At 76.8% G+C, this 18,722-nt stretch carries 12 protein-coding genes; 5 read left to right on the top strand and 7 right to left on the bottom strand.

Going from position 1 to position 18,722, the window contains the following annotated elements:
* Nucleotides 1-186: 186 nt before the first annotated feature.
* Entirely contained in the window at nt 187-4,371 is a 4,185-nt protein-coding gene (locus tag ACWFNE_RS09160; protein ID WP_452122110.1) for a S8 family serine peptidase, read from the top strand.
* Between the two features lie 63 nt (nt 4,372-4,434).
* On the opposite strand, the gene ACWFNE_RS09155 is transcribed toward ACWFNE_RS09160, so the two are convergent.
* Nucleotides 4,435-5,355, bottom strand: coding sequence for an NAD(P)H-binding protein (locus ACWFNE_RS09155; RefSeq protein WP_452122109.1), 921 nt, complete (start codon nt 5,353-5,355; stop codon nt 4,435-4,437).
* 80 nt (nt 5,356-5,435) lie between these two features.
* On the opposite strand from ACWFNE_RS09155, the gene ACWFNE_RS09150 reads away from it, so the two are divergent.
* Entirely contained in the window at nt 5,436-6,395 is a 960-nt protein-coding gene (locus ACWFNE_RS09150) for an AraC family transcriptional regulator (protein WP_452122108.1), read from the top strand.
* A 60-nt stretch (nt 6,396-6,455) separates the two neighbouring features.
* Here ACWFNE_RS09150 and ACWFNE_RS09145 read toward each other — a convergent pair whose 3' ends face one another.
* The 3 genes from ACWFNE_RS09145 to ACWFNE_RS09135 are packed head-to-tail and all read right to left on the bottom strand — an operon-like array spanning nt 6,456 to nt 11,953.
* Nucleotides 6,456-7,397 carry an alpha/beta fold hydrolase gene (locus tag ACWFNE_RS09145; protein ID WP_452122107.1) on the bottom strand — a complete coding sequence of 314 codons (942 nt, stop codon included), beginning with the start codon at nt 7,395-7,397 and terminating at the stop codon, nt 6,456-6,458.
* 6 nt (nt 7,398-7,403) lie between these two features.
* Nucleotides 7,404-8,090, bottom strand: a complete 687-nt coding sequence (locus ACWFNE_RS09140; protein ID WP_452122106.1) for a LiaF transmembrane domain-containing protein — start codon at nt 8,088-8,090, stop codon at nt 7,404-7,406.
* Nucleotides 8,087-11,953 carry a TM0106 family RecB-like putative nuclease gene (locus ACWFNE_RS09135; RefSeq protein ID WP_452122105.1) on the bottom strand — a complete coding sequence of 1,289 codons (3,867 nt, stop codon included), beginning with the start codon at nt 11,951-11,953 and terminating at the stop codon, nt 8,087-8,089. Before ACWFNE_RS09135 ends, ACWFNE_RS09140 begins: the two co-directional genes overlap by 4 nt.
* A gap of 83 nt (nt 11,954-12,036) precedes the next feature.
* Between ACWFNE_RS09135 and ACWFNE_RS09130 the strand changes: the two genes are divergently transcribed.
* A complete protein-coding gene (locus ACWFNE_RS09130; protein ID WP_452122104.1) occupies nt 12,037-12,360 on the top strand; it encodes a DUF6191 domain-containing protein in 324 nt (107 codons plus the stop codon).
* A 312-nt stretch (nt 12,361-12,672) separates the two neighbouring features.
* On the opposite strand, the gene ligD is transcribed toward ACWFNE_RS09130, so the two are convergent.
* Nucleotides 12,673-13,788, bottom strand: a complete 1,116-nt coding sequence (ligD, locus tag ACWFNE_RS09125; RefSeq protein WP_452122103.1) for a non-homologous end-joining DNA ligase — start codon at nt 13,786-13,788, stop codon at nt 12,673-12,675.
* Between the two features lie 252 nt (nt 13,789-14,040).
* Between ligD and ACWFNE_RS09120 the strand changes: the two genes are divergently transcribed.
* Together ACWFNE_RS09120 and ACWFNE_RS09115 are read left to right on the top strand one after the other, a co-directional pair.
* A complete protein-coding gene (locus tag ACWFNE_RS09120; RefSeq protein WP_452122102.1) occupies nt 14,041-14,244 on the top strand; it encodes a DUF1918 domain-containing protein in 204 nt (67 codons plus the stop codon).
* A 95-nt stretch (nt 14,245-14,339) separates the two neighbouring features.
* A complete protein-coding gene (locus ACWFNE_RS09115) occupies nt 14,340-14,702 on the top strand; it encodes a GntR family transcriptional regulator (RefSeq protein WP_452122101.1) in 363 nt (120 codons plus the stop codon).
* A 97-nt stretch (nt 14,703-14,799) separates the two neighbouring features.
* Here ACWFNE_RS09115 and ACWFNE_RS09110 read toward each other — a convergent pair whose 3' ends face one another.
* Together ACWFNE_RS09110 and ACWFNE_RS09105 are read right to left on the bottom strand one after the other, a co-directional pair.
* Complete coding sequence (locus tag ACWFNE_RS09110; protein WP_452122100.1) at nt 14,800-15,513, bottom strand: alpha/beta fold hydrolase; 714 nt, start codon at nt 15,511-15,513, stop codon at nt 14,800-14,802.
* Nucleotides 15,514-15,693: 180 nt separating this feature from the next.
* Nucleotides 15,694-18,717, bottom strand: a complete 3,024-nt coding sequence (locus ACWFNE_RS09105; RefSeq protein ID WP_452122099.1) for a helix-turn-helix transcriptional regulator — start codon at nt 18,715-18,717, stop codon at nt 15,694-15,696.
* Between the last annotated feature and the right edge of the window lie 5 nt (nt 18,718-18,722).

The following is an 18,722-nucleotide window of genomic DNA, read 5'->3' as shown; positions in this document are numbered from 1 at the left end:
GAGCCGCCCGGGGCCTATCCTCCACACGCCGCCGTCCCCAGCCGCGCGCCCGACCTGCGGCGCAGCGCGGGCACGGCGGCGTGCAGGGGGTCTCCGACGCGTCCGACGACGCGGCCGGCGACGCGCCCGCTGCGTGCAGTGGCCGGGGGCGTGAGCACGTCCTTGGGGAACGAGACCGGGAGAATCGTGCGTCCTCGCATCGCCGCCCTGACCGCCGTGTGCGTCGGGTTCGGTCTGGCGGCGGGGGTCCTCCCCGCCGCCGCCGGCCCCGCAGCCCTCCAGGCGCCCGCCGCGCCGTCGGAGGAGGTGCTCGACCCGACCGGGGGCGAGCGCCCGACGGACCGCGGTGACGTCCGCGCGCTCGGCGACGAGCGGGGCGCCGAGGCCGAGCTGCCCGCGCCCCAGAGCGTGCTCGTCCGGTTCGTCGACGGCGCGGGCGAGGACCAGCAGCGGTCCGCGCTCGGTGCGCTCGACGTCCGGGCGACGGACGACGTCGCCGGGACCGGCTTCGTCGAGGTCCCGCTCGGCGACGAGGCGCCCGAGGACGTCGTCGCGCGCCTCGAGGCCGACCCGCTCGTCGCCGAGGTCCAGCTCGACCACGTGCGCTCCGCCGCCGCGTGGACCGACGACCCGCTGGTCGAGTACACGTGGCCGTACCTCGACCTGACCCGGCTCCCGCGCGCCTGGGACATGAGCACGGGCGCCGGCACCGTGATCGCGGTGCTCGACACCGGCGTCGACGCGACGCACCCCGACCTCGCCGGCTCGATCGAGCCCGGCACCGACCTCGTCAACGGGGACGCGAACCCGGCCGACGACCACGGCCACGGCACCGTCGTCGCCGGCGCGGCGATGGCACACGGCAACAACGGCGTGGGGGCGGTCGGGGCGGCCCACGGCGCGCGCCTCCTCCCGGTCAAGGTGCTCGACGCCCGGGGCCGCGGCTCCGACTCGGTCGTCGCGCAGGGCATCGCCTGGGCGGTGGACCACGGCGCCGACGTCCTCAACCTCTCGCTCGGGGGCCCGGACCTGTCGCCCGTGCTGCTCGCCGCGATGCAGGCGGCCGTCGCCCGCGGGGTCGTCGTGGTCGTCGCCGCCGGGAACGACGGGAGCGACGTCGCGCAGTACCCCGCGGCGTACGCGCCACAGGTCCCCGGCGTGCTCGCGGTCGGCGCGACCGACGACGACGGTGCGCTCACGGACTTCTCGAGCTGGGGCGACTGGGTCTCGATCGCGGCGCCGGGCTCGGAGATCGTCGGGCCCGCTCTCGGCGGCGGGTACAACCAGGCGAGCGGGACGTCGCTCGCGGCCCCGTTCGTCAGCGGCACGGCGGCACTCGTGCTCGCGCGCACGCCGCGCGCCACGCCCGCGGTGGTGGAGGACCGGATCCTGAGCACCGCACGCGACGCGGGACCGCGCGGCGTCGACCCGTTCTACGGGCGTGGCGTGCTCGACGCGGCGGCAGCGGTCGACGCCCCGGCGAGGACCGTGGCGCCGGCGGTGCCCCTGGACCGGGCGCCGGGGGAGGCGACGCCGGACGACACCCGAGCGAGCGCCCGGCGCGTCCTGGGCTCGAGCGTCGTCGCGAACCTGAGCCCCGAGGGCGATGTCGACTGGCTCCGCCTCGAGGTGCCGGCCGCCGGGTGGTACCGCGTGCAGGTCGACCCACTCGTCGATGGCCGACCGAGCGCCTCGGCCGAGGCCGACCTGTCCCTCGAGGTGCGCAGCGCCGCGGACGGCGTGCTCGCCGAGGTCGACGCGAGCGGCTCGGGGAGCGAGGAGCACGTGCGCGTGCCGAGCCCGTCCGCGGGCCCGCTGTACGTGCGGGTCGCGAAGGCGAGCGGCGCCGTCACCGACGAGACGTACCGCGTGAGCGTCACGCCGGACGGCCCGGCACAGTTCACCGCGAGCCGGCAGCCCTACGTGGTCGACGCCTCGGCGTGGGTCGCGGTGGGCGACCTGACCGGCGACCCTGCGACCGACGCGCTCGTCGTCGTCGAGGGCATGCAGTCGGCGCACGTGTACCGGGGTCTCGGCGACGGCACCCTCGCGCCGCTCACGGACGTCCCCCTCGGCCAGGTCCGCGCCCGGCGCGGGGTCGCGTCCGCGGACCTCGACCGCGACGGTGACGCCGACGCGGTCGTGGCGACCACCGCCGGGCTCCAGGTGCTCGAGCAGGACGGTGACGCGCTCGTGCTCGGCGCGGCGCTCGCCGTCCCCGGCGGGGCGCACGAGCTCACCCTGGTGGACCTCGACGCGGACGGTGACGTCGACGCCGCGACGGCGGTGGGCGCCGACTTCGGGGCACGCGTCCCCACGACGTACCTGAACGACGGGACGGGACGGCTGACCCGGGGCGGCGACCTGCCGGCCTGCACGGCCGCTGTCGTCGACGTGACGGGCGACGGTCTGCCCGACGCGGTCTGCCGCGACGGCGTCCTGCCGCGGGTGGCGGGGGCCGGGTTCGGGACCGCGATCCCGCTCGACGCGACCGGCTACTTTCCCCAGGTCGGCGACGTGACCGGGGACGGCCGCGCGGACGTGGTGCGCTCCGACCCGTGGACCGACAGCCTGTACGTCACACCGCAGCTCCCGGACGGCGGCTTCGGGCCGAGCACCGCCTACCCGCTCGCGCGGGGGCTCGACACGCACGCGCTGGGCGACCTGGACGGTGACGGGCGCACGGACGTCCTCGTGGGCTCCGGGTCGCAGGACCACGAGGTCAGCGCCCTCCACCAGAAGGCGGACGGGCGTCTCGGCGCCCCGGTCACGACGGCCGTCGGCGGTTGGGGCTTCCTCACCGAGGGGGCGCTCGAGCTCGCGCACCTGGACGGCGACGGTCACCTCGACGCCGTCCTCGCGAGCGACGCCCTGGTGGCTCTGCGCCAGGTCCGGCTCGACGACCCGGCCCCGCGCGGCTGGGTCGACGCGGCCGATCCCGCACCGCACACCGCCGGCGTCGGCGTGCGACCCACGGCGACCGTCACCACCGGCCGCGACCTGGCCGGGTCCTCGGTCTCGGCGCAGACGGTGCGGCTCGTCGACGGCGCCACGGGTGCCGACGTACCGGCGTCCGTCGGCTACGACCCTGCGACGCGGCGGGTGTCGCTGACACCGACCGCCGACCTCGCGCGAGGCACGCACTACGAGGTCGTCGTCGCGGGGGTCACCGACACGGAGGGCCGCGTGCACCCCGACGTGTTCCGCACCTGGTTCACGGTCGCAGCGGACGGGGACCGCTTCACGGCGGTCGACCCGGCGCGCGTGCTCGACACGCGCAACGGCACGGGCGTCGGTGCGGGCATGCTCGAGGAGGACGAGGTCGTCGACCTGAAGCTGGGCGGGGACGCGGTGCCCGGCGAGGCGACCGCGGTCGTCCTCAACGTCACGGCCACGCAGGCGACCGGTGCCGGCAACGTGCGCGTGTACCCGACGCGCGCCGGCCAGGCCGCTCCGGGGGTGTCCAACCTCAACATCGTGCGCGGCGTCGACCAGCCGAACCTCGTGACGGTCGCGCTCGGGGATGACGGGTACGTGAGCCTCCTCGCGTCGAGCACCCGCACGCACCTGGTGGCTGACCTCGCCGGGTACTACACCGCCGGCGGCGGGACGGCGTACGTCCCGGTGGCGCCGGTCCGCGCGCTCGACACGCGGAACGGCACGGGCGGGGTCCCCTCGGCCCGGATCCGGGCCGGGCGCTGGGTCGACCTCGTCGTCACGGGGCGCAACGGCGTCCCGGCCGACGCGAGCGCGGTGGTCCTCAACGTGACGGCGACCAACGTCCAGCGGGAGACGCACGTGCGGGTCGTCCCGGCGCCGGCGGCGTCGGAGAGCCAGGAGCTGCCGGACGTCTCGAACCTCAACCTGTACCCGGGGCGGGACCAGGCGAACCTCGTGACGGTCCGGGTCGGCGACGGCGGGCGTGTGCGGCTCTACACGCACGGCTCCGACCTCGACCTCCTCGCGGACCTCGCCGGCTACTACACGCCGACGGGGGACCACGGGTACGTGCCGCTCGCCCCGCAGCGCATCGCGGACACCCGCAGCGGGTTCGGGCTGCCCGCCGGCCCCCTCGCGACGGGGGTCCCCGCGGTGCTCGCGGTCGGCGGTGTCGCGGGCGTCCCGGTCGACGCGGGGGCGGTGGTCCTCAACGTCACGGCGTCCGACCCGCGCGGGCGGACGCACGTGCGGGTGTTCCCGACGACGGTGCCGGCGACGCTCCCGGACATCTCGAACCTGAACCTCGTGCCCGGGCGCGACGAGCCGAACCTCGCGATCGTGCGGCTCGGCACCGGGGGGAAGGTGTCGGTCTACTCGGCGAACGACCGCACCGACCTCGTGGTCGACGTGTCGGGGTACTTCCGCCGCTGACGCGCCGGACCCGCACGAACGGGAGCCCCGCACCCGGGACGGTGCGGGGCCCCCGTCGTCGTCTCAGCCCGCGGCCGGCGTGCCCCACGCGCCTGCGGCGGCCGCGTCGCGCGCGAACTCCGCGAAGTCGCGCGGCGGGCGGCCGAGCGCCCGCTGCACACCGTCGGCGAGCGAGCTGTTGCGCCCGTCGAGCACCGTCGAGAACAGGTACGTGAGCAGCCACACCTCGTCGTCGGACGCCCCCATGCCCGTCATCGCCGCGGCGTAGTCCGCGACGGGGACCTCGACGTAGGCGACGGGGCGACCCGTCGCGGCGCCGATCTCCGCCGCAGCCTGCGCGAACGTGAGCAGCCGCGGCCCCGTGACCTCGTACAGCTCGCCCGCGTGGCCGTCCTCGGTGAGCGCGGCGACCGCGACGTCCGCGATGTCGTCGACGTCGACGAACGGCTCGGTGACGTCGCCGGCCGGGAGCACGACCTCGCCCGCGAGCACGCCGTCGACGAGGTAGTACTCGCTGAAGTTCTGGTCGAACCACGCCGCCCGGACCACCGTCGCGGGGATCCGGCTCGCGAGCACGAGGCGCTCGCACTCCTCCGCGCCCTCCTCGCCGCGCCCGGAGAGGAGCACGAGCCGCGTGACGCCGGCGGCCTCGGCCCGGGCGACGAACGCAGCGATCGAGCCGGCGGCGCCGGGGACGGCGAGGTCGGGCACGAAGCACACGTACACGGCGTCGACGCCGTCGAGCGCGGCGTCCCAGGTGGTCGCGTCCTCCCAGTCGAACGCCGGGGTCGCCGAGCGGGAGCCGACGCGCACGGTCACGCCGCGGTCGCGCAGGCGGGCGGTGATGCGGCGACCGGTCTTGCCGGTGCCGCCGAGGACGAGGACGGTCCCCGGGCTGGGGGAGGTCGTGCGGCCGGGGTCGCCGCCCGGGGCGGTTGCTGCGGTCGTCGGGGTGGTGGTCGGGGAGCTCGGTGTCGTCGTCATGGGACGAGCCAACCGCGCCCAGATGAGACGGTGAATGGCCGAGACGCGCACGAGCATGTGCGTGCGTCTACGGTGGGGTCATGGATCCGATCTCCGGGCTGCTCGACTCACCCCGCGCGCTCGGCGCGTTCCTCCTCCGCGCGGTCATGGCACCGCCGTGGTCCATCCGGGTGCAGGACCGCGCGCCGATCACCGTCGTCGCGCTCCTGCGCGGCTCCGCGTGGGCCCTGCCCGACTCCGGGGAACCCGAGGCGCTCGGTCCCGGCGACGTCGCGATCCTGCGGGGGCCGGACCCGTACACGCTCGCCGACCAGCCGGGGACCCCGCCGAGCGTCGTCATCCACCCCGACCAGAGCTGCACGACGCTCGACGGCCGCAGCCTCGAGCTCGCGATGCAGCTCGGCGTGCGGACCTGGGGCAACGACCACGACGGCCCCGACCTCATGCTGGTCGGCACCTACCCCGAGCACAGCGTCGTCGGCGAGCGCCTGCTGCGTGCCCTCCCGCCCCTCGTCGTGGTGCGGCACGGTGAGGGCGCGACGGCCGTGGTCGACGCCCTCGCGGCCGAGATCGGGCGCGACGCACCGGGTCAGGCCGTCGTGCTCGACCGGCTCCTCGACCTCGTGCTCGTCGCCGCCGTGCGGGCGTGGTGCGCACGCCCCGGGGCCGACGCCCCCACGTGGTTCCGCGCGCACGGCGACCCGGTCGTCGGCGGCGCGCTGCGGCTCGTGCACGACCGGCCCGACGCGCCGTGGACCGTCGCCGGCCTCGCCGCCGAGGTCGGGGTGTCCCGCGCAGCGTTCGCCCGCCGGTTCACCGAGCTCGTCGGGGAACCCCCCATGACGTACCTCGCGGGCTGGCGCATGGCGCTCGCGGCCGACGCCCTGCGCAGCACCGACGCGACCCTCGGGGCGGTCGCCCGCCAGGTCGGGTACGGCGGCGCGTTCGCGCTCAGCGCCGCGTTCCGCCGCGCGCACGGGGTCAGCCCGCAGGCGTACCGGGCGCGGGTGCGTCAGGGCGACCCGGTGCCGGTGCCCTGACCCGGGGCGCGTTCGCGGGCGACCGGTTCACGCCGGTGAGTCCGTCCGCGGGCGACCGCGTCAGGCCGGTGCGTCCCGTGCGACGTGCGGGGCGGCGGCCCGCCCGTCGGAGGACGTGCCGTCCGCCGCGTCGCGCGCGTGGTCGAGCAGCCAGTCGAGCGCGACGGGGACCGCGCCCAGCACCGAGACGTGCCCGTCGCGGGGCCGCAGCCACAGCTCCGCGCGCGGGCAGCCGCGCAGGAGGGTGTGCGCGTGCGCGACCGGGATCATCCGGTCCGCCTCGCCGTGCACCACGAGCACCGGCGACCCGACCTGCCCGAGCTCGACGCCCCACGGCCGGGTGAGCGCGACGTCGTCGTCCACCAACCCGTCGCTGCCGGCGCTCGCGGCCAGCGCGACGTCGTCGTCCATCGCGGCCCACGGCCCGGCGAGCGCCTCCCGGTCGGCGGCCACGAAGACGCTCGGGTCGAACTCCGCGGTGAGCTCGAAGCGCGCCCGCGCGTCCCGGCCCAGCAGCGCGGCCCGCAGCGCCGCGTCGTCGGCCATGCCGGCGAACCAGGCGTCGTCCCCGGTGCAGAGCGCCGGGCTCGCGAACGTCGCCACCCCGGTCACGCGGTCACCCAGGGCGGCGGCGCACGCCAGCGCGTGCGGACCCCCGCCCGACGAGCCCATGACGGCGAACCGGCCGATCCCGAGCGCGTCCGCGAGCTGCTCGACGTCGCGCCCCGCCGACGCCACGTCACGGCCGGGCAGCGGCGACGACCCGCCGTAGCCCGGGCGCCCGTAGGAGACGATCCGGATCCCGCGGGACGCGGTCGCGCGGACCAGGGGGTCGAGCAGGGCGCCGGTCTGCGGCGAGCCGTGGTGCCAGACGAGCGTCAGGGCGTCGCCCGCGCCGGGAGCGGAGCCGCCGCCGGCGCCGGCGACGGGGCCGGTGTCGTGGACCGCGAGGGTCCGGCCGTCGTCGAGACGCACGTCGTGCCGGGTGCCGGTCGGGGGCATCCCGGCTCAGTCCTTGCTGAGCAGGACGCCGCTGCGGATCTCGGTGCCGCCCATGATCGCCGTGACGTGCACCACGAGCTCCGGGGCGTCCGGGTCGAGCGGCGGGGTCGTCTTGTTGTCCCAGCCGCCGAGCACCGGCAGCCCGGTGACGGTCACGCGCCACGTCGTCGGCACCTTGATCTCGACGCCGCCCCACAGCGCGAACACCGCGATCTCGGCGCGGCCCGCGATGTCGGCCTGGCGGAGGTCGAGGTCGATGCCGCCCATGATCGCCGTGAGGCTGCCGCCCTGGAACGTGCGCGACGTCGAGCGCCGCTCGGCGCCCCACCAGACGACCGCGCAGTTGACGACCGCGTCGTCGGTTCCGGGGGTGCCGAGCCGCGTGATCAGGGAGATGCCCACGAGGATGATTCCGATCGGCCACAGCAGACCCCAGAAGCTCACGTCGAGCAGGCCGAGCTCACCGAGCTGGAGCAGGAGACCCACCGTCAGGACCGCCACGGGGCCGACCCAGGCCCGGGGGACGGTCGCGAGTGCGGCGACGCCCACACCGATGACGGCGAGCGGCCACCACGTCGAGACGATGTCGCCCAGGCTCACGTCGACGACGTCGAGCTCGTCGAGCAGCGCGGCGACCCCGACGGCGACGACCAGCACACCGAGCAGGGACTGGGGCAGCGGGCGACGGTTCACGTCGCCACGCTAGCGCCGCCGGGGTGCGCCCCGGCAGGGGTCCGGGCCGGTTCGCAGAGCCCGACGAACGCCCCGAGCTGCGCGAGCGCCTCGGGCGTCGCCGGCAGGTGGTCGGTGAGCCCGTCCGACCGCACGACGAACGCGCACCACTGCGCGCGCGAGACCGCCACGTTCACCCGGTTCCGGTCGAGCAGGAACTCGATGCCGCGCGGCACGTCCTCGGCCGAGGACGCGGCGGTCGTCAGGACCGCGACCGGCGCCTCCTGGCCCTGGAACCGGTCGACCGTGCCGACGCGCGTGCCGGTGAACCCCGCGGCGTCGAGCGCGCGGCGGACCGTCCACACCTGCGCGTTGAACGGTGCGACGACCACCACGTCCCAGGCCTCGAGCGGGCGGTCCACTGCGGCGCCGGGCGCGTGCGCGGACGGGTCGCACCACCGGCGCCCGACGAGGTCGCGGACGAGCGCGACGACCGCCGCGGCCTCCTCGACCGACGCCACGGCGTTGCCCTCGTGCTCGACGACCACCCGGTGCACGCCCGGCTCGACCCCGTCGAGCGAGCGCTCACCGGCGGCCGGGACGCTCGTGAGCCGCCCCTCGTACGACAGCCGGGAGACCGCCGCGCACAGCGCCGGGTGCAGGCGCCACGTCTCCGCGAGGAAGTACCCGAGGTGCGGCGGGAGCGTGTCGTGGCCGTCGGTCAGCCAGCCGAGCGCCGAGCGGTCGACGGGCTCGGGGTGCACGCCCTGGCTGACCTGCGGGAGCTGCTGCGGGTCGCCGAGCAGCAGCAGCCGCCGCGCCGCGACCGAGCACGCGACGGTGTCGGCGAGCGAGAGCTGCCCGGCCTCGTCCACGACGAGCAGGTCGAGCGAGCCGCGGGGGACCCGGCCGGTGTGCGTGAGGTCCCACGCGGTGCCGCCGACGACCGCACCCTCGCCCGTGCGCGCACCGCCCCCGGCACCCGGGTCCCCGAGGAGCTCGGCGAACTGCACCTCGCTGCGCAGGTGCCGCCAGGGCGCGCCGGGGTCGGTCGCCTCGGACGGCTTCTTGCCGATGCGGTCGGGGTCGACGCCCGCGGCGACGAGCGCACGCAGGAAGTTCTCGACGACCGCGTGCGACTGCGCGACGACGCCGACGCGCCACCCCCGCGCGACGAGCGCCGCGACGACCCGCGCGCCCGTGTACGTCTTGCCGGTGCCCGGCGGTCCCTGGACGGCGAGGTAGGACTCGTCGAGGTCCAGCAGCGCCGCCGTGATCGCCTCGACGTAGCGCGGGGTGCCGTCGAGCGCGCGTCCGACCCCGGGCAGCGGGGCGCCGGTGCGGGTGCGCGGCGGGACGCGGCGGAGCAGGTCGAGCGCGGGGCCGTGCGGGACGGCGGGCAGCCGCGCGGCGACGTCCTCGGCGAGCGCGCGGACCGCCGCGGTGATCGAGGCGGTCCGGGGCGGCGCGCACGGACCCAGCGCCATCGGCAGCGCGTCGTGCTCGGCGGCGTCCGACGGCAGGGCGTCCTCGACGAGCACGACGTCGCGGTCCGGTGCCTGGAGCGTCGTCTCGGTGCCCACCGCGCGCACCGTGACGCGCTCCGTCCAGCCGCGCAGGCCGCCCTCGCTGCGCTTCGCCGCCGACGGGAGCGGCGGGTCGTAGAGCGCGAACGCCGTGGCGCCGACGCGCAGGTCGCTGCCCGGCTCGAGCCGGCCGACGAGGCGCAGCACGCGTCGCGCGGTGCGGGCGCGCGGCGGGGTCGACCAGCCCTCGACGACCTCGACCTCGTCGGCGACGAACGTGCTGCGCCGCTCCGTCCACTCGTCGGGCGCGGCGCTCAGCCGGTCGAAGTGCGCCCACCAGAACGGCTTGTCCTCACGCCAGTGGTACCCGAGCGCGGCCGCCAGGAGCGCGACGGCCTGCTGGTCGGCGGTGCGGCCGTGGGCGGCGGTGCGTCCGGGCCCGGCGGGCGGAGGCCCGGTGCGCGTCGGCTCGGCGTCGTTCGGCGCCGCGTCTGCGGGTGCCCGCGTGCCCGCCGGGTCGTCGGCGTACGCGAGAAGCGTCGTGACGAGCGGGTCGCGCTCGGGCGCCTCGTCGTCGACCCCGTCGAGCGGCTCGGCGTCGATCGGCGGCCGTGGGTGCACGCCGTGCTCCGCCGCCCGGGCGAGCAGCCAGTCGCGCAGGCCGAGCGTCGAGACACAGTCGTCCCGGTTGTACGCCGCGATCTGGTCGAGGCGGCGCTGCGCCTCGTCGAGCGCCCCGACGGCCCGCAGCGTGCACGCCGCTGCGTACTCCGCGATCGAGTCGCCCGCGGTCGTCACCCCCGACCCGTCCCGGGCGCCGGTCCGGAACAGCGGCTCGAGCTTCTTGATCGAGTACGACGACGCGCCCGTCCGCAGGCTCGCGCGCACGGTCGCGTACAGGTCGACCAGGACGCCGTCGCGCAGCAGGTCGTCGACGACCTCCTCCCCGACACCGTGCCGGCCCACGAGGCGCAGCAGCGCCGACTTCTCGTACGCGGCGTAGTGGTAGACGTGCAGGTGCGGGTGGTTCCGGCGACGCTCGGTGAGGTAGTCGAGGAAGTCCAGCAGCGCCCCCTTCTCGGCCGCGCGGTCGTGCGCCCAGAACGTGCGGAACACGGGCTCGTCGCCGGGACGGGCCGGGGCCTCGACCACGCCGAACAGGTACTCCAGACCCCACTCGCCGGAGTCGCCGTCGACCCACAGCGGGTCGCCCTCGAAGTCGAAGAACAGGTCCCCGGGATCCGGCGCCGGCAGCAGGCCGACGACCTCCGGGGCGAACAGGTCGACGACGAGCGGGGCCTCGCCTCTGCGGGCTCGGCCGAGCGCGTCGGGCTCGACGTCGCCGTACCCGTCCGGCTGCGCGGCGTCGCCGCGGGTGGCATCCCCCGCCCAGGGAGCGCCCGTCCCGCCGGGCGGTGACTGCCGCACCTGGAGCCGGGCCTGGGCGCGCAGGGTGTCGAGCGTCGCCGCGCCGACCCCGGGGACCGGGCCGGTGCTCGCGGCGAGCTCGTCGACCGTGCGCACCCCGACCTCGTGCAGCCGCGCGCGCTGCGTGGTGCGCAGCCCCGCGACGAGCAGCACGTCCCGCGTCCGCTCGACCTCGGCCGCGCACACGTCGCAGCGCCCGCACGCGCGCACGCCCGGCGCGCCCCACACCGCAGGCCCGGGCTGCGCGAGGTGCGCCTCGACGAGCCGCTCCAGGCGGGCACGGCGCTCGCGGTACACGGGCGCGAGCTCGTCGAGCCGGTGGCTCGTGACCGTGCGGTCGCCGAGCACGAGGTGCACGTGCGGCGACACCGGCACCCCGGCGCGGGCCAGCAGGTCGCCGTACGCCGCGAGCTGGAGCAGCGCCGTGGTGCGGGCGTGCCGCGCGAGCTTGGCGTCCACGACCGTGTACTGCGTGGTGTGCCCGGGACGGGGTGCGACGTCGCCCCCCGCGTCGCCGTGGCCCTCGCGGACCACGAAGTCCGCCCAGCCGCTGAGCCCGCCGTCGAAGAGCCCGGCCTGGTGCACGACGTCGGCGCCGCCGTGCAGCAGCGCGAGCGTCTCGGCGTGCTTGTCCTCGAGCACCCGCCGGTCGCGGGCCCAGACGAACGGCGGCCGCTCGACGACCGCGACCCCCCGCCCCGTCGCCGGGTCGAACGCCCCGTGCAGCGCGCGGTACCGGGCCAGGACCTGCTGCTCGTGCGCGTCGCCGAGCTGCGCCGTGCGCACGTCGAGCGCACCGGGCGGGCTCACGACGGCCTCGGCCCGGCCCAGCTGCACGTCGAGGCGCCGCAGGACCGCGAGCTCGCACGTCGCGGAGACAGCCAGGTCGCTCGGGCTGAGCACGGGCGCGCCGTCGTCGAGCAGGAACATGCCCTGACGCTAACGACTGCCGCCGCGGCGTGCCGTCGGCGCCCGGTCGGACGGCGCTGCGCACGCCGCCGTACGCTCGGGTGATGGGTAGCGGGTGGGGCGTCCTCGTGGCGGTCGTCGTGCTGGTCGCGGTCGTCCTCGTGCTGCTCGAGCGCCTGAGCGCACGTGGTCTGCGCGGGGCGCGCGGCGCCGCGAGCGACGGCGCCGGTGCCGGTGCCGGGATGCTCGGCGAGCTCGTCGAGGTGTTCCAGCCGAGCCGCACCCACCTGACGCAGGAGCGCGAGCGGCAGCGGACCGCGATCGTGCAGCGCCCGTCGGAGGCGCCGCCGTTCGACGTCGACCTCGACGCGGGCGTCGTGCGGATCACGCGGCCGCCTGCCGTCGAGGACCGACGCGGCGGGGACTGAACCGCTGGGGACTGAACCGGCGGGGCCGCGCGCCGTCGACGACCGACCGGTCGAACCGCGCGCCGTCGACGACCGACCGGTCGAACCGCGCGCCGTCGACGACCGACCGGTCGAACCGCGCGCCGTCGAACGCCCTCCTGGCGCGTCGGGGGTGCGCCGCGGACCGCCTCGTCCGGGCAGCGTGCTGGCACCTGAGCACCTGAGCACCTGAGCACCTGAGCACCTGGCACCAGGCACCAGGCACCAGGCACCAGGCTCCGGGTCGGCTTCGGTGTCGGTGCTGAGTCGCGGGTGCAGCGACCCGGACTCGGGTCAGTCCGCGGCGGGCGCGTCCGGCTCCGCGGCGGCCGCCGGGCGGTCCCGGTCGCGACTCGGCTGCACGCGCTTGGGCTCCCCGGGCATCTTGGGGTACTCCGGCGGGTAGGGCAGGTCGCCGAGCCCGTGGTCGCGCTCGTCCTGGTCCGCCAGGTCGAGCAGCGGACGGATCGAGTACCCGTCGTCGGGCAGCCCGCTGCGGTCGGGGCCGAGGGGAGCGAACAGGTCGCCGACCTGCGCAAACCGTGCGGGCATGGACAGCACGTCGAAGTCGTCGGGGTGCACCTCGGGGACCTCGTCCCAGCGCAGCGGCGCCGACACGGTCGCGCGGGGGTTCGCGCGGATCGAGTACGCGGAGGCGATCGTGCGGTCGCGGGCCATCTGGTTGTAGTCGACGAAGATCTTGGACCCGCGCTCCTCCTTCCACCACTTCGTGGTGACCTGGTCGGGGAGTCGCCGCTCGAGCTCGCGGCCGACGGCGATCGTCGCGCGGCGGGCCTGCGTGAACGTCCAGTGCGCCTGGATCGGCACGAACACGTGCAGGCCCCGCCCGCCTGAGGTCTTCGGGAACCCCTGCAGGCCGTGCTCCTCGAGGATCGCCCGGAGCTCGGGGGCGACGCGTGCGGCGTCGGCGTAGTCGGTGCCCGGCTGGGGGTCGAGGTCGATGCGGAGCTGGTCGGGGGCGTCGACGTCGGCGCGCAGGACCGGCCACGGGTGGAACGTCAGGGTCCCCATGTTGGCGGCCCACGCGACCACCGCGAGCTCGGTCGGGCAGACCTCGTCGGCCGTGCGGCCGCTCGGGAACGCGATGGTGCAGGTCTCGACGTAGTCGGGGGCGCCCTGGGGCACACGCTTCTGGAAGAAGGCGTCGCCCGTCGAGTCGGTGCGGGTCGAGAGCCGGGCGCCCTCGAACACGCCCTTGGGCCACCGTTCGAGCGTCGTCGGCCGCTCTCGCAGCGCCCCGAGGATCCCGCCGCCGACGGACACGAAGTACTGCACGACGTCGAGCTTGGTCAGCCCCCTCTCGGGGAAGACGAGCCGGTCCGGGCTGGTGACCCGCACGGTCCGGCCCTCGACCTCGAGCTCGACCGCAGGTGTCTTCGACGGCGCCATGCGCCTCACCGTAGACGCGGGCGCCCACGGGCGCACCGGTTCCCGACGGCGTGCCGGTGGTGCGGCGCTCGGGCCGGTGCGGTCCGGACCTGCGCGGACGCGACCGGCGCGGGTCTCGGGTCGCGCCGGAGGGAGGCCCGCGCGGTCCCACGTCGTCCCGGAGGGGAAGCCGGCGCGGTGCTCGGCGAGGTTCCGTGGGCGGCGCCGCGCGCGCATGATGGGAGGGCACCCGCTCGTGAGGGGAGACGTGCCATGAGAGCGGCCGTAGGGGACCTGATCGTGAGCCGGCCGACGATCGTCGGCGGCCATGTGCGCGAGGGTGTGGTCGTCGAGCTGCGCCACCCGGACGGGCAGCCGCCGTTCGTCGTCGAGTGGTCGGACACGGGGGAGCGCACGCTGGTGTTCCCCGGCCCGGACACCAAGGTCGAGCGCCACGCGGACGGGTCCGACTCCTGACACCGTCTGTCGCACGTCTGTACCGTCGAGGTGAGACGAACGCGGTACAGATCGTCCGGCGCCCCCGTCCGGACCGCGACACGAGGAGCCCGGTCATGCCGTCCACGCTCGCCGTCGACCCCGCCTCGCACGTGCCGCCCTACGAGCAGGTGCGCAGCCAGCTCGAGGCGCAGGCCGTCGCCGGGGAGCTGCCGCCCGGCCACCGGCTGCCGACCGTGCGCCGCCTCGCCGACGACCTGGGGCTCGCCCCGAACACCGTCGCGCGCGCCTACCGCGAGCTTGAGCAGGCCGGGGTCGTCGAGACGCGTGGCCGGCTCGGGACGTTCGTGGCGGTGCGCGGCGCGGACCGCGAGCGCGAGGCGTCGGTCGCGGCGCGGGAGTACGTGCGGCGGACGCGTGAGCTCGGGCTCAGCGTCGAGAACCTCGTGCGGGTCGTGCGCCGGGAGGCGGAGGCCTGACGCCGTCCGCGGCGGGAGACGGTCGGGCGGAGGGCTGTCGCCGTGCCCGGAGGGGGACTGTCAGGCCGGGACGTGTCGCCGTGCCGGACGGGCGAAGTCAGGCCGCCGACGCGAGCCGCGCGACGACCGCCGGCTCCGGGAGCCGCAGCTCGTGCATCGCCGCGAGCAGCACCCGGTTGAACGCCGCGGGGGCGTGGCTGTTGACGTCGTGCCCGGCGCGCGGCACCACGGTGAGCCGGGTGCCGGGGCGGGCGCTGACGTAGCGGCGCTCGTCCAGGCGCAGCGGGTCGCGGCGCCCGTTCACGAGCCAGACGGGCACGTGCACGCGGCGCAGGTCCGCCAGCGGCGAGTACCCGCGCACCGCCGCGAGCATGTCTGTCACGACGTGCCACGTGCCGCCGCCGATCCGCAGCGCCCCGGTCACGTGGTGGGCGAGCCGGCGGTAGGCACCGAGCGGCTTGCCGCGCAGCTCGGTCGAGCAGCCCGCGAGCAGCACACCGGCGAGCTTCGACGGGTGGCGCGCCGCGTAGGCGAGCGACATGTACCCGCCGAGCGAGAGGCCCACGAGCAGCGGCGGGACATCGCACGAGGCGACCGCGTCGTCGATCGTCGCGAGCGCACCCGACAGCGTGAACCGCTCGTGCGCGCGCCGGCCGTGGCCGGGCAGGTCGACGGCGATCGTGCGGTGGCCGTTGCGGGCCAGCGCGCTGACCTGGTGCGTCCAGATCGCGGACGACGTGCGGACACCGTGGACGAGGACGACGGGACGCGTGATGAGGGGCTCTTCTCGAGGAGGCGCGTGGCGATGCACAGGGAAAGTGGGCCGACCTCCACGGTAACCCCGGGGGTTCGTGAACGCCGGGTGAACTACCTCACGTCCGACCCCGACGCCTCCCGACGCACTCCGCACGCACGCGTGACGGCACTCTCGCCGGACCGGAGGTGCGGGCCACCGCCCCGGCACGGCCCTCGCGCCCGCCCGCTGCCGGCGTCACGACCCGTCGAGCAGACCCCGCCGGTGCGCCAGGGTCGCGGCCTCGGTGCGCCCCGACGCCCCGAGCTTCGCGAGCAGGTTCGACACGTGCACGCTGACGGTCTTGGCGCTGATGAACAGCTCCTCGCCGATCTGCCGGTTGGACAGCCCTCGCGCCACGAGCCGCAGGACCTCGGCCTCGCGCGCCGTCAGCACGTCGACCCCGGTGGGGCGCACGCCGGGCAGGTCGAGCCGGCCGCGGCGCGCGAGGTCGCGGACGGCGCCGGCGAGCGGCCGGGCACCCATCGACTCCGCCTCCTCGTGGGCGATCCGCGCGTGCTCCGTCGCCGCCGCACGGTCGCCCGCGTCGAGCAGCGCCGCAGCCCAGCGCCACTCGCACCGGGCCACCTCGTAGCGGTACCCGTACGCGTAGGCGTCGCGCGCGGCCCGCCAGAGCGCAGGGTCGTCGGCGCCGACCAGCCGCGCGTGCTCGGCATGGGCGCGCGCGAGCCACGCCCGACCCTCGGGCCCCAGCCGCCCGCCGCGGGGACGTCCCCGCTCGGCGACCCGCGCTGCACGTGCGAGGAGCGCCGTGCCGTGCTCGACGAGGTCGGCGGCGTCGGCCCCGACGAGCCGGCGCCCGTGCGCGTCGTCGGCGAGAGCGGCGATCGTGAGCGCCGCGAGCCAGATGGCGCCGAGGAACGTCTCGCTCCACGTGCGCCCCAGGTGGTCGATGAGCCGCTGGCCGACGGACGCGGCCTCCTCGACCTCGCCCGACCAGGTCAGCGCGTCGATCAGGCAGCCGCCGCTGAGCAGCGCGATCTGGGCGTCGCGCTCCCAGCCGGGCTCGAACGCACGCCCCCGGGTGACGGCGTCCGCGTCCCCGCGCGCGACCGCCGCGTACAGGCCCACCGACGCCATGAGCCCGGGCTGGAGCTCGATCAGCGGCTCGCTGCCGAGGCGCGCCGGAGTCAGGTCCCCGAGGGCGTACCGCACGAGCTCGCCGAAGAAGCGCAGCGCGACGCCGAACTCCGTCCAGGCCAGCCCGGTCGCCGCGGACTCGTCCAGCCCGCGCGCGATGACGCGGGACGCCTCGCCGAGCTGACCGTCGTAGTAGAGCGTCGTCGCCAGGTTGTACGTGCAGCGCTGGACGGTCACGAGGTCGCCCGCGTCGCGGGCCCGGCGCTCGGCGGTGGTGAGCAGCTCGGCGGCGTGTGCGGGATCGTCGACGACGAGCACCGCGAGGGTCGCGAGCGCGTCGGACTCCGCGGCGGCCTCGCCGTGCTCCCGCGCGACCTCGACGGCCCGGGTGGCCGAGGCGCGGGCGTCGTCGTCCCGGTCGGCCCGGAGCGATGCACGGGCGTGCGTCGCGAGCACCCACCCGAGCTGGCGGGGCTCGGGGTCGTCCTCCAGCGCCCGCGTCGCGTTGCGCAGGGCCTCGAGCTCGTGGTCCGCCGCGAGCAGGTGACGGGCCAGCTCGGTGCGGAGCGCGACGCGGCGGCGCGGGTCGTCCTCGGCTGCCGCGACGGCCTCCCGGGCGAGGGTGATCGCGCGCTCGACCTGCCCGGACCGGCTCGCGGCGTCGGCCGCCCGCTCCAGCACGTCGACCCGGACGACCCCGACGAGCCCGTCCACGCCCGGCACCGACTCCCACAGCCGCAGCACGGTCTCGAGGTGCCGGAGCTCCTCCGCCGGGGCGAGCACGCACGCCGCGTCCTGGGCGGCACGCCACGACCCGTCCACGGCCACGGGCAGGTCGTGCGACTCCAGCGCGTGCACCACGAGGCGCGAGAGCGGCCCGAGCGACGGCTCGGCGCGCAGCGCCCGCAGGTAGGCGCGGTGCAGCGCGACCTGCTCGCCGGGCAGCAGGTCGGTGTAGACGGCCTCCGCGAGCAGCGCGTGCCGGAACGCGATCCGCCCCTCCTCGCCGACGAGCACGTGGTGCGCGACGGCCTCGCGGAGCGCGTCGTCGACCGACCTCGTGCCGAACCCCGCCTCCGGGTCCGCCGCGACGGCGCGCAGCAGGGGCTCCGTCACCCGGCGGCCCGCCACCGACGCGATGCGCGCGAGCTGCTGGACCGCCGGGTCGAGGTGCTCGAGGCGCGCACGCAGCACGTCCGCGAGGGTCCACGGCAGCGTCTCCGGGCCCGAGCGGGCGTCGAGCAGCTCCTCCGCGAAGTACGCGTTGCCCTCCGAGCGCTCGGCGACGCGCAGCAGGTCCGCCTCGGGCAGCGGGTGCCCGACGAACGCCGCCGCGAACTCGCGCAGCTCGTCGCGCGTGAAGGCGGGCAGGTCGATGCGCTCGACGCGCGGGTGCCGCGACATCTCGGCGAGCATCGGGCGCAGCGGGTGGCGCCGGTGCAGGTCGTCGGTGCGGTAGCTCGCGACGACGAGGAGGTGCTCGTCGCGCAGCCGCGCCACGAGGAAGCGCAGCACGTCCCGGCTCGACGCGTCCGCCCAGTGCAGGTCCTCGATGACGAGCAGCAGCGGCGCCCCGGGCCGGCCGACGGCACCGAGCACCGCGGCGATCCCGTCGAACAGCTGGAGGCGGCCCGCCTGGTCCTCGCCGGGCCCGAGGTCGCGCGCGTCGTCCGGCGGCGCCCCCTGCTCGCCACCGGCGCGACCCGCGCCCGTCCCGCCCGGACCCGTCCCGCCCGCACCGGCGTGCCCGCCCGCACCGACGGCGGCGAGGCCGGCCCCGCGCCGCGCCGGCACGAGCCGCGTGAGCACGGGGCGGGCGTCCAGGGCCGGCTCGACGACCCCCGGCACCTGGTCGCGCAGGCGCGCGAGGGCCTCGGCGAACGGCAGGTACGGCAGGCCGATCTCCCCGAGGTCCACGCAGTGCACCGTCACGACCGTCGCGCCCGCCTGCTCCGCGAGCTCGGCGGCGCGGCGCAGCAGCCGCGTCTTGCCGACCCCGGCGTCGGCGCCCAGGAGCACCACGCCGGGCTGCCCCGCGCCGGCGCGCCCCAGCGCGTCCGTGAGCCGCCGGACCTCGTCGGCCCGGGCGACGAACGGGGTGCTCACCGCGCTGCGTGCCATGCCCC

The sequence above is a fragment of the Cellulomonas sp. NPDC055163 genome, from assembly GCF_053607065.1.
The sequence above is the reverse complement of the archived record's forward strand: the minus strand, read 5'-3'. Positions and strand labels throughout refer to the sequence as shown.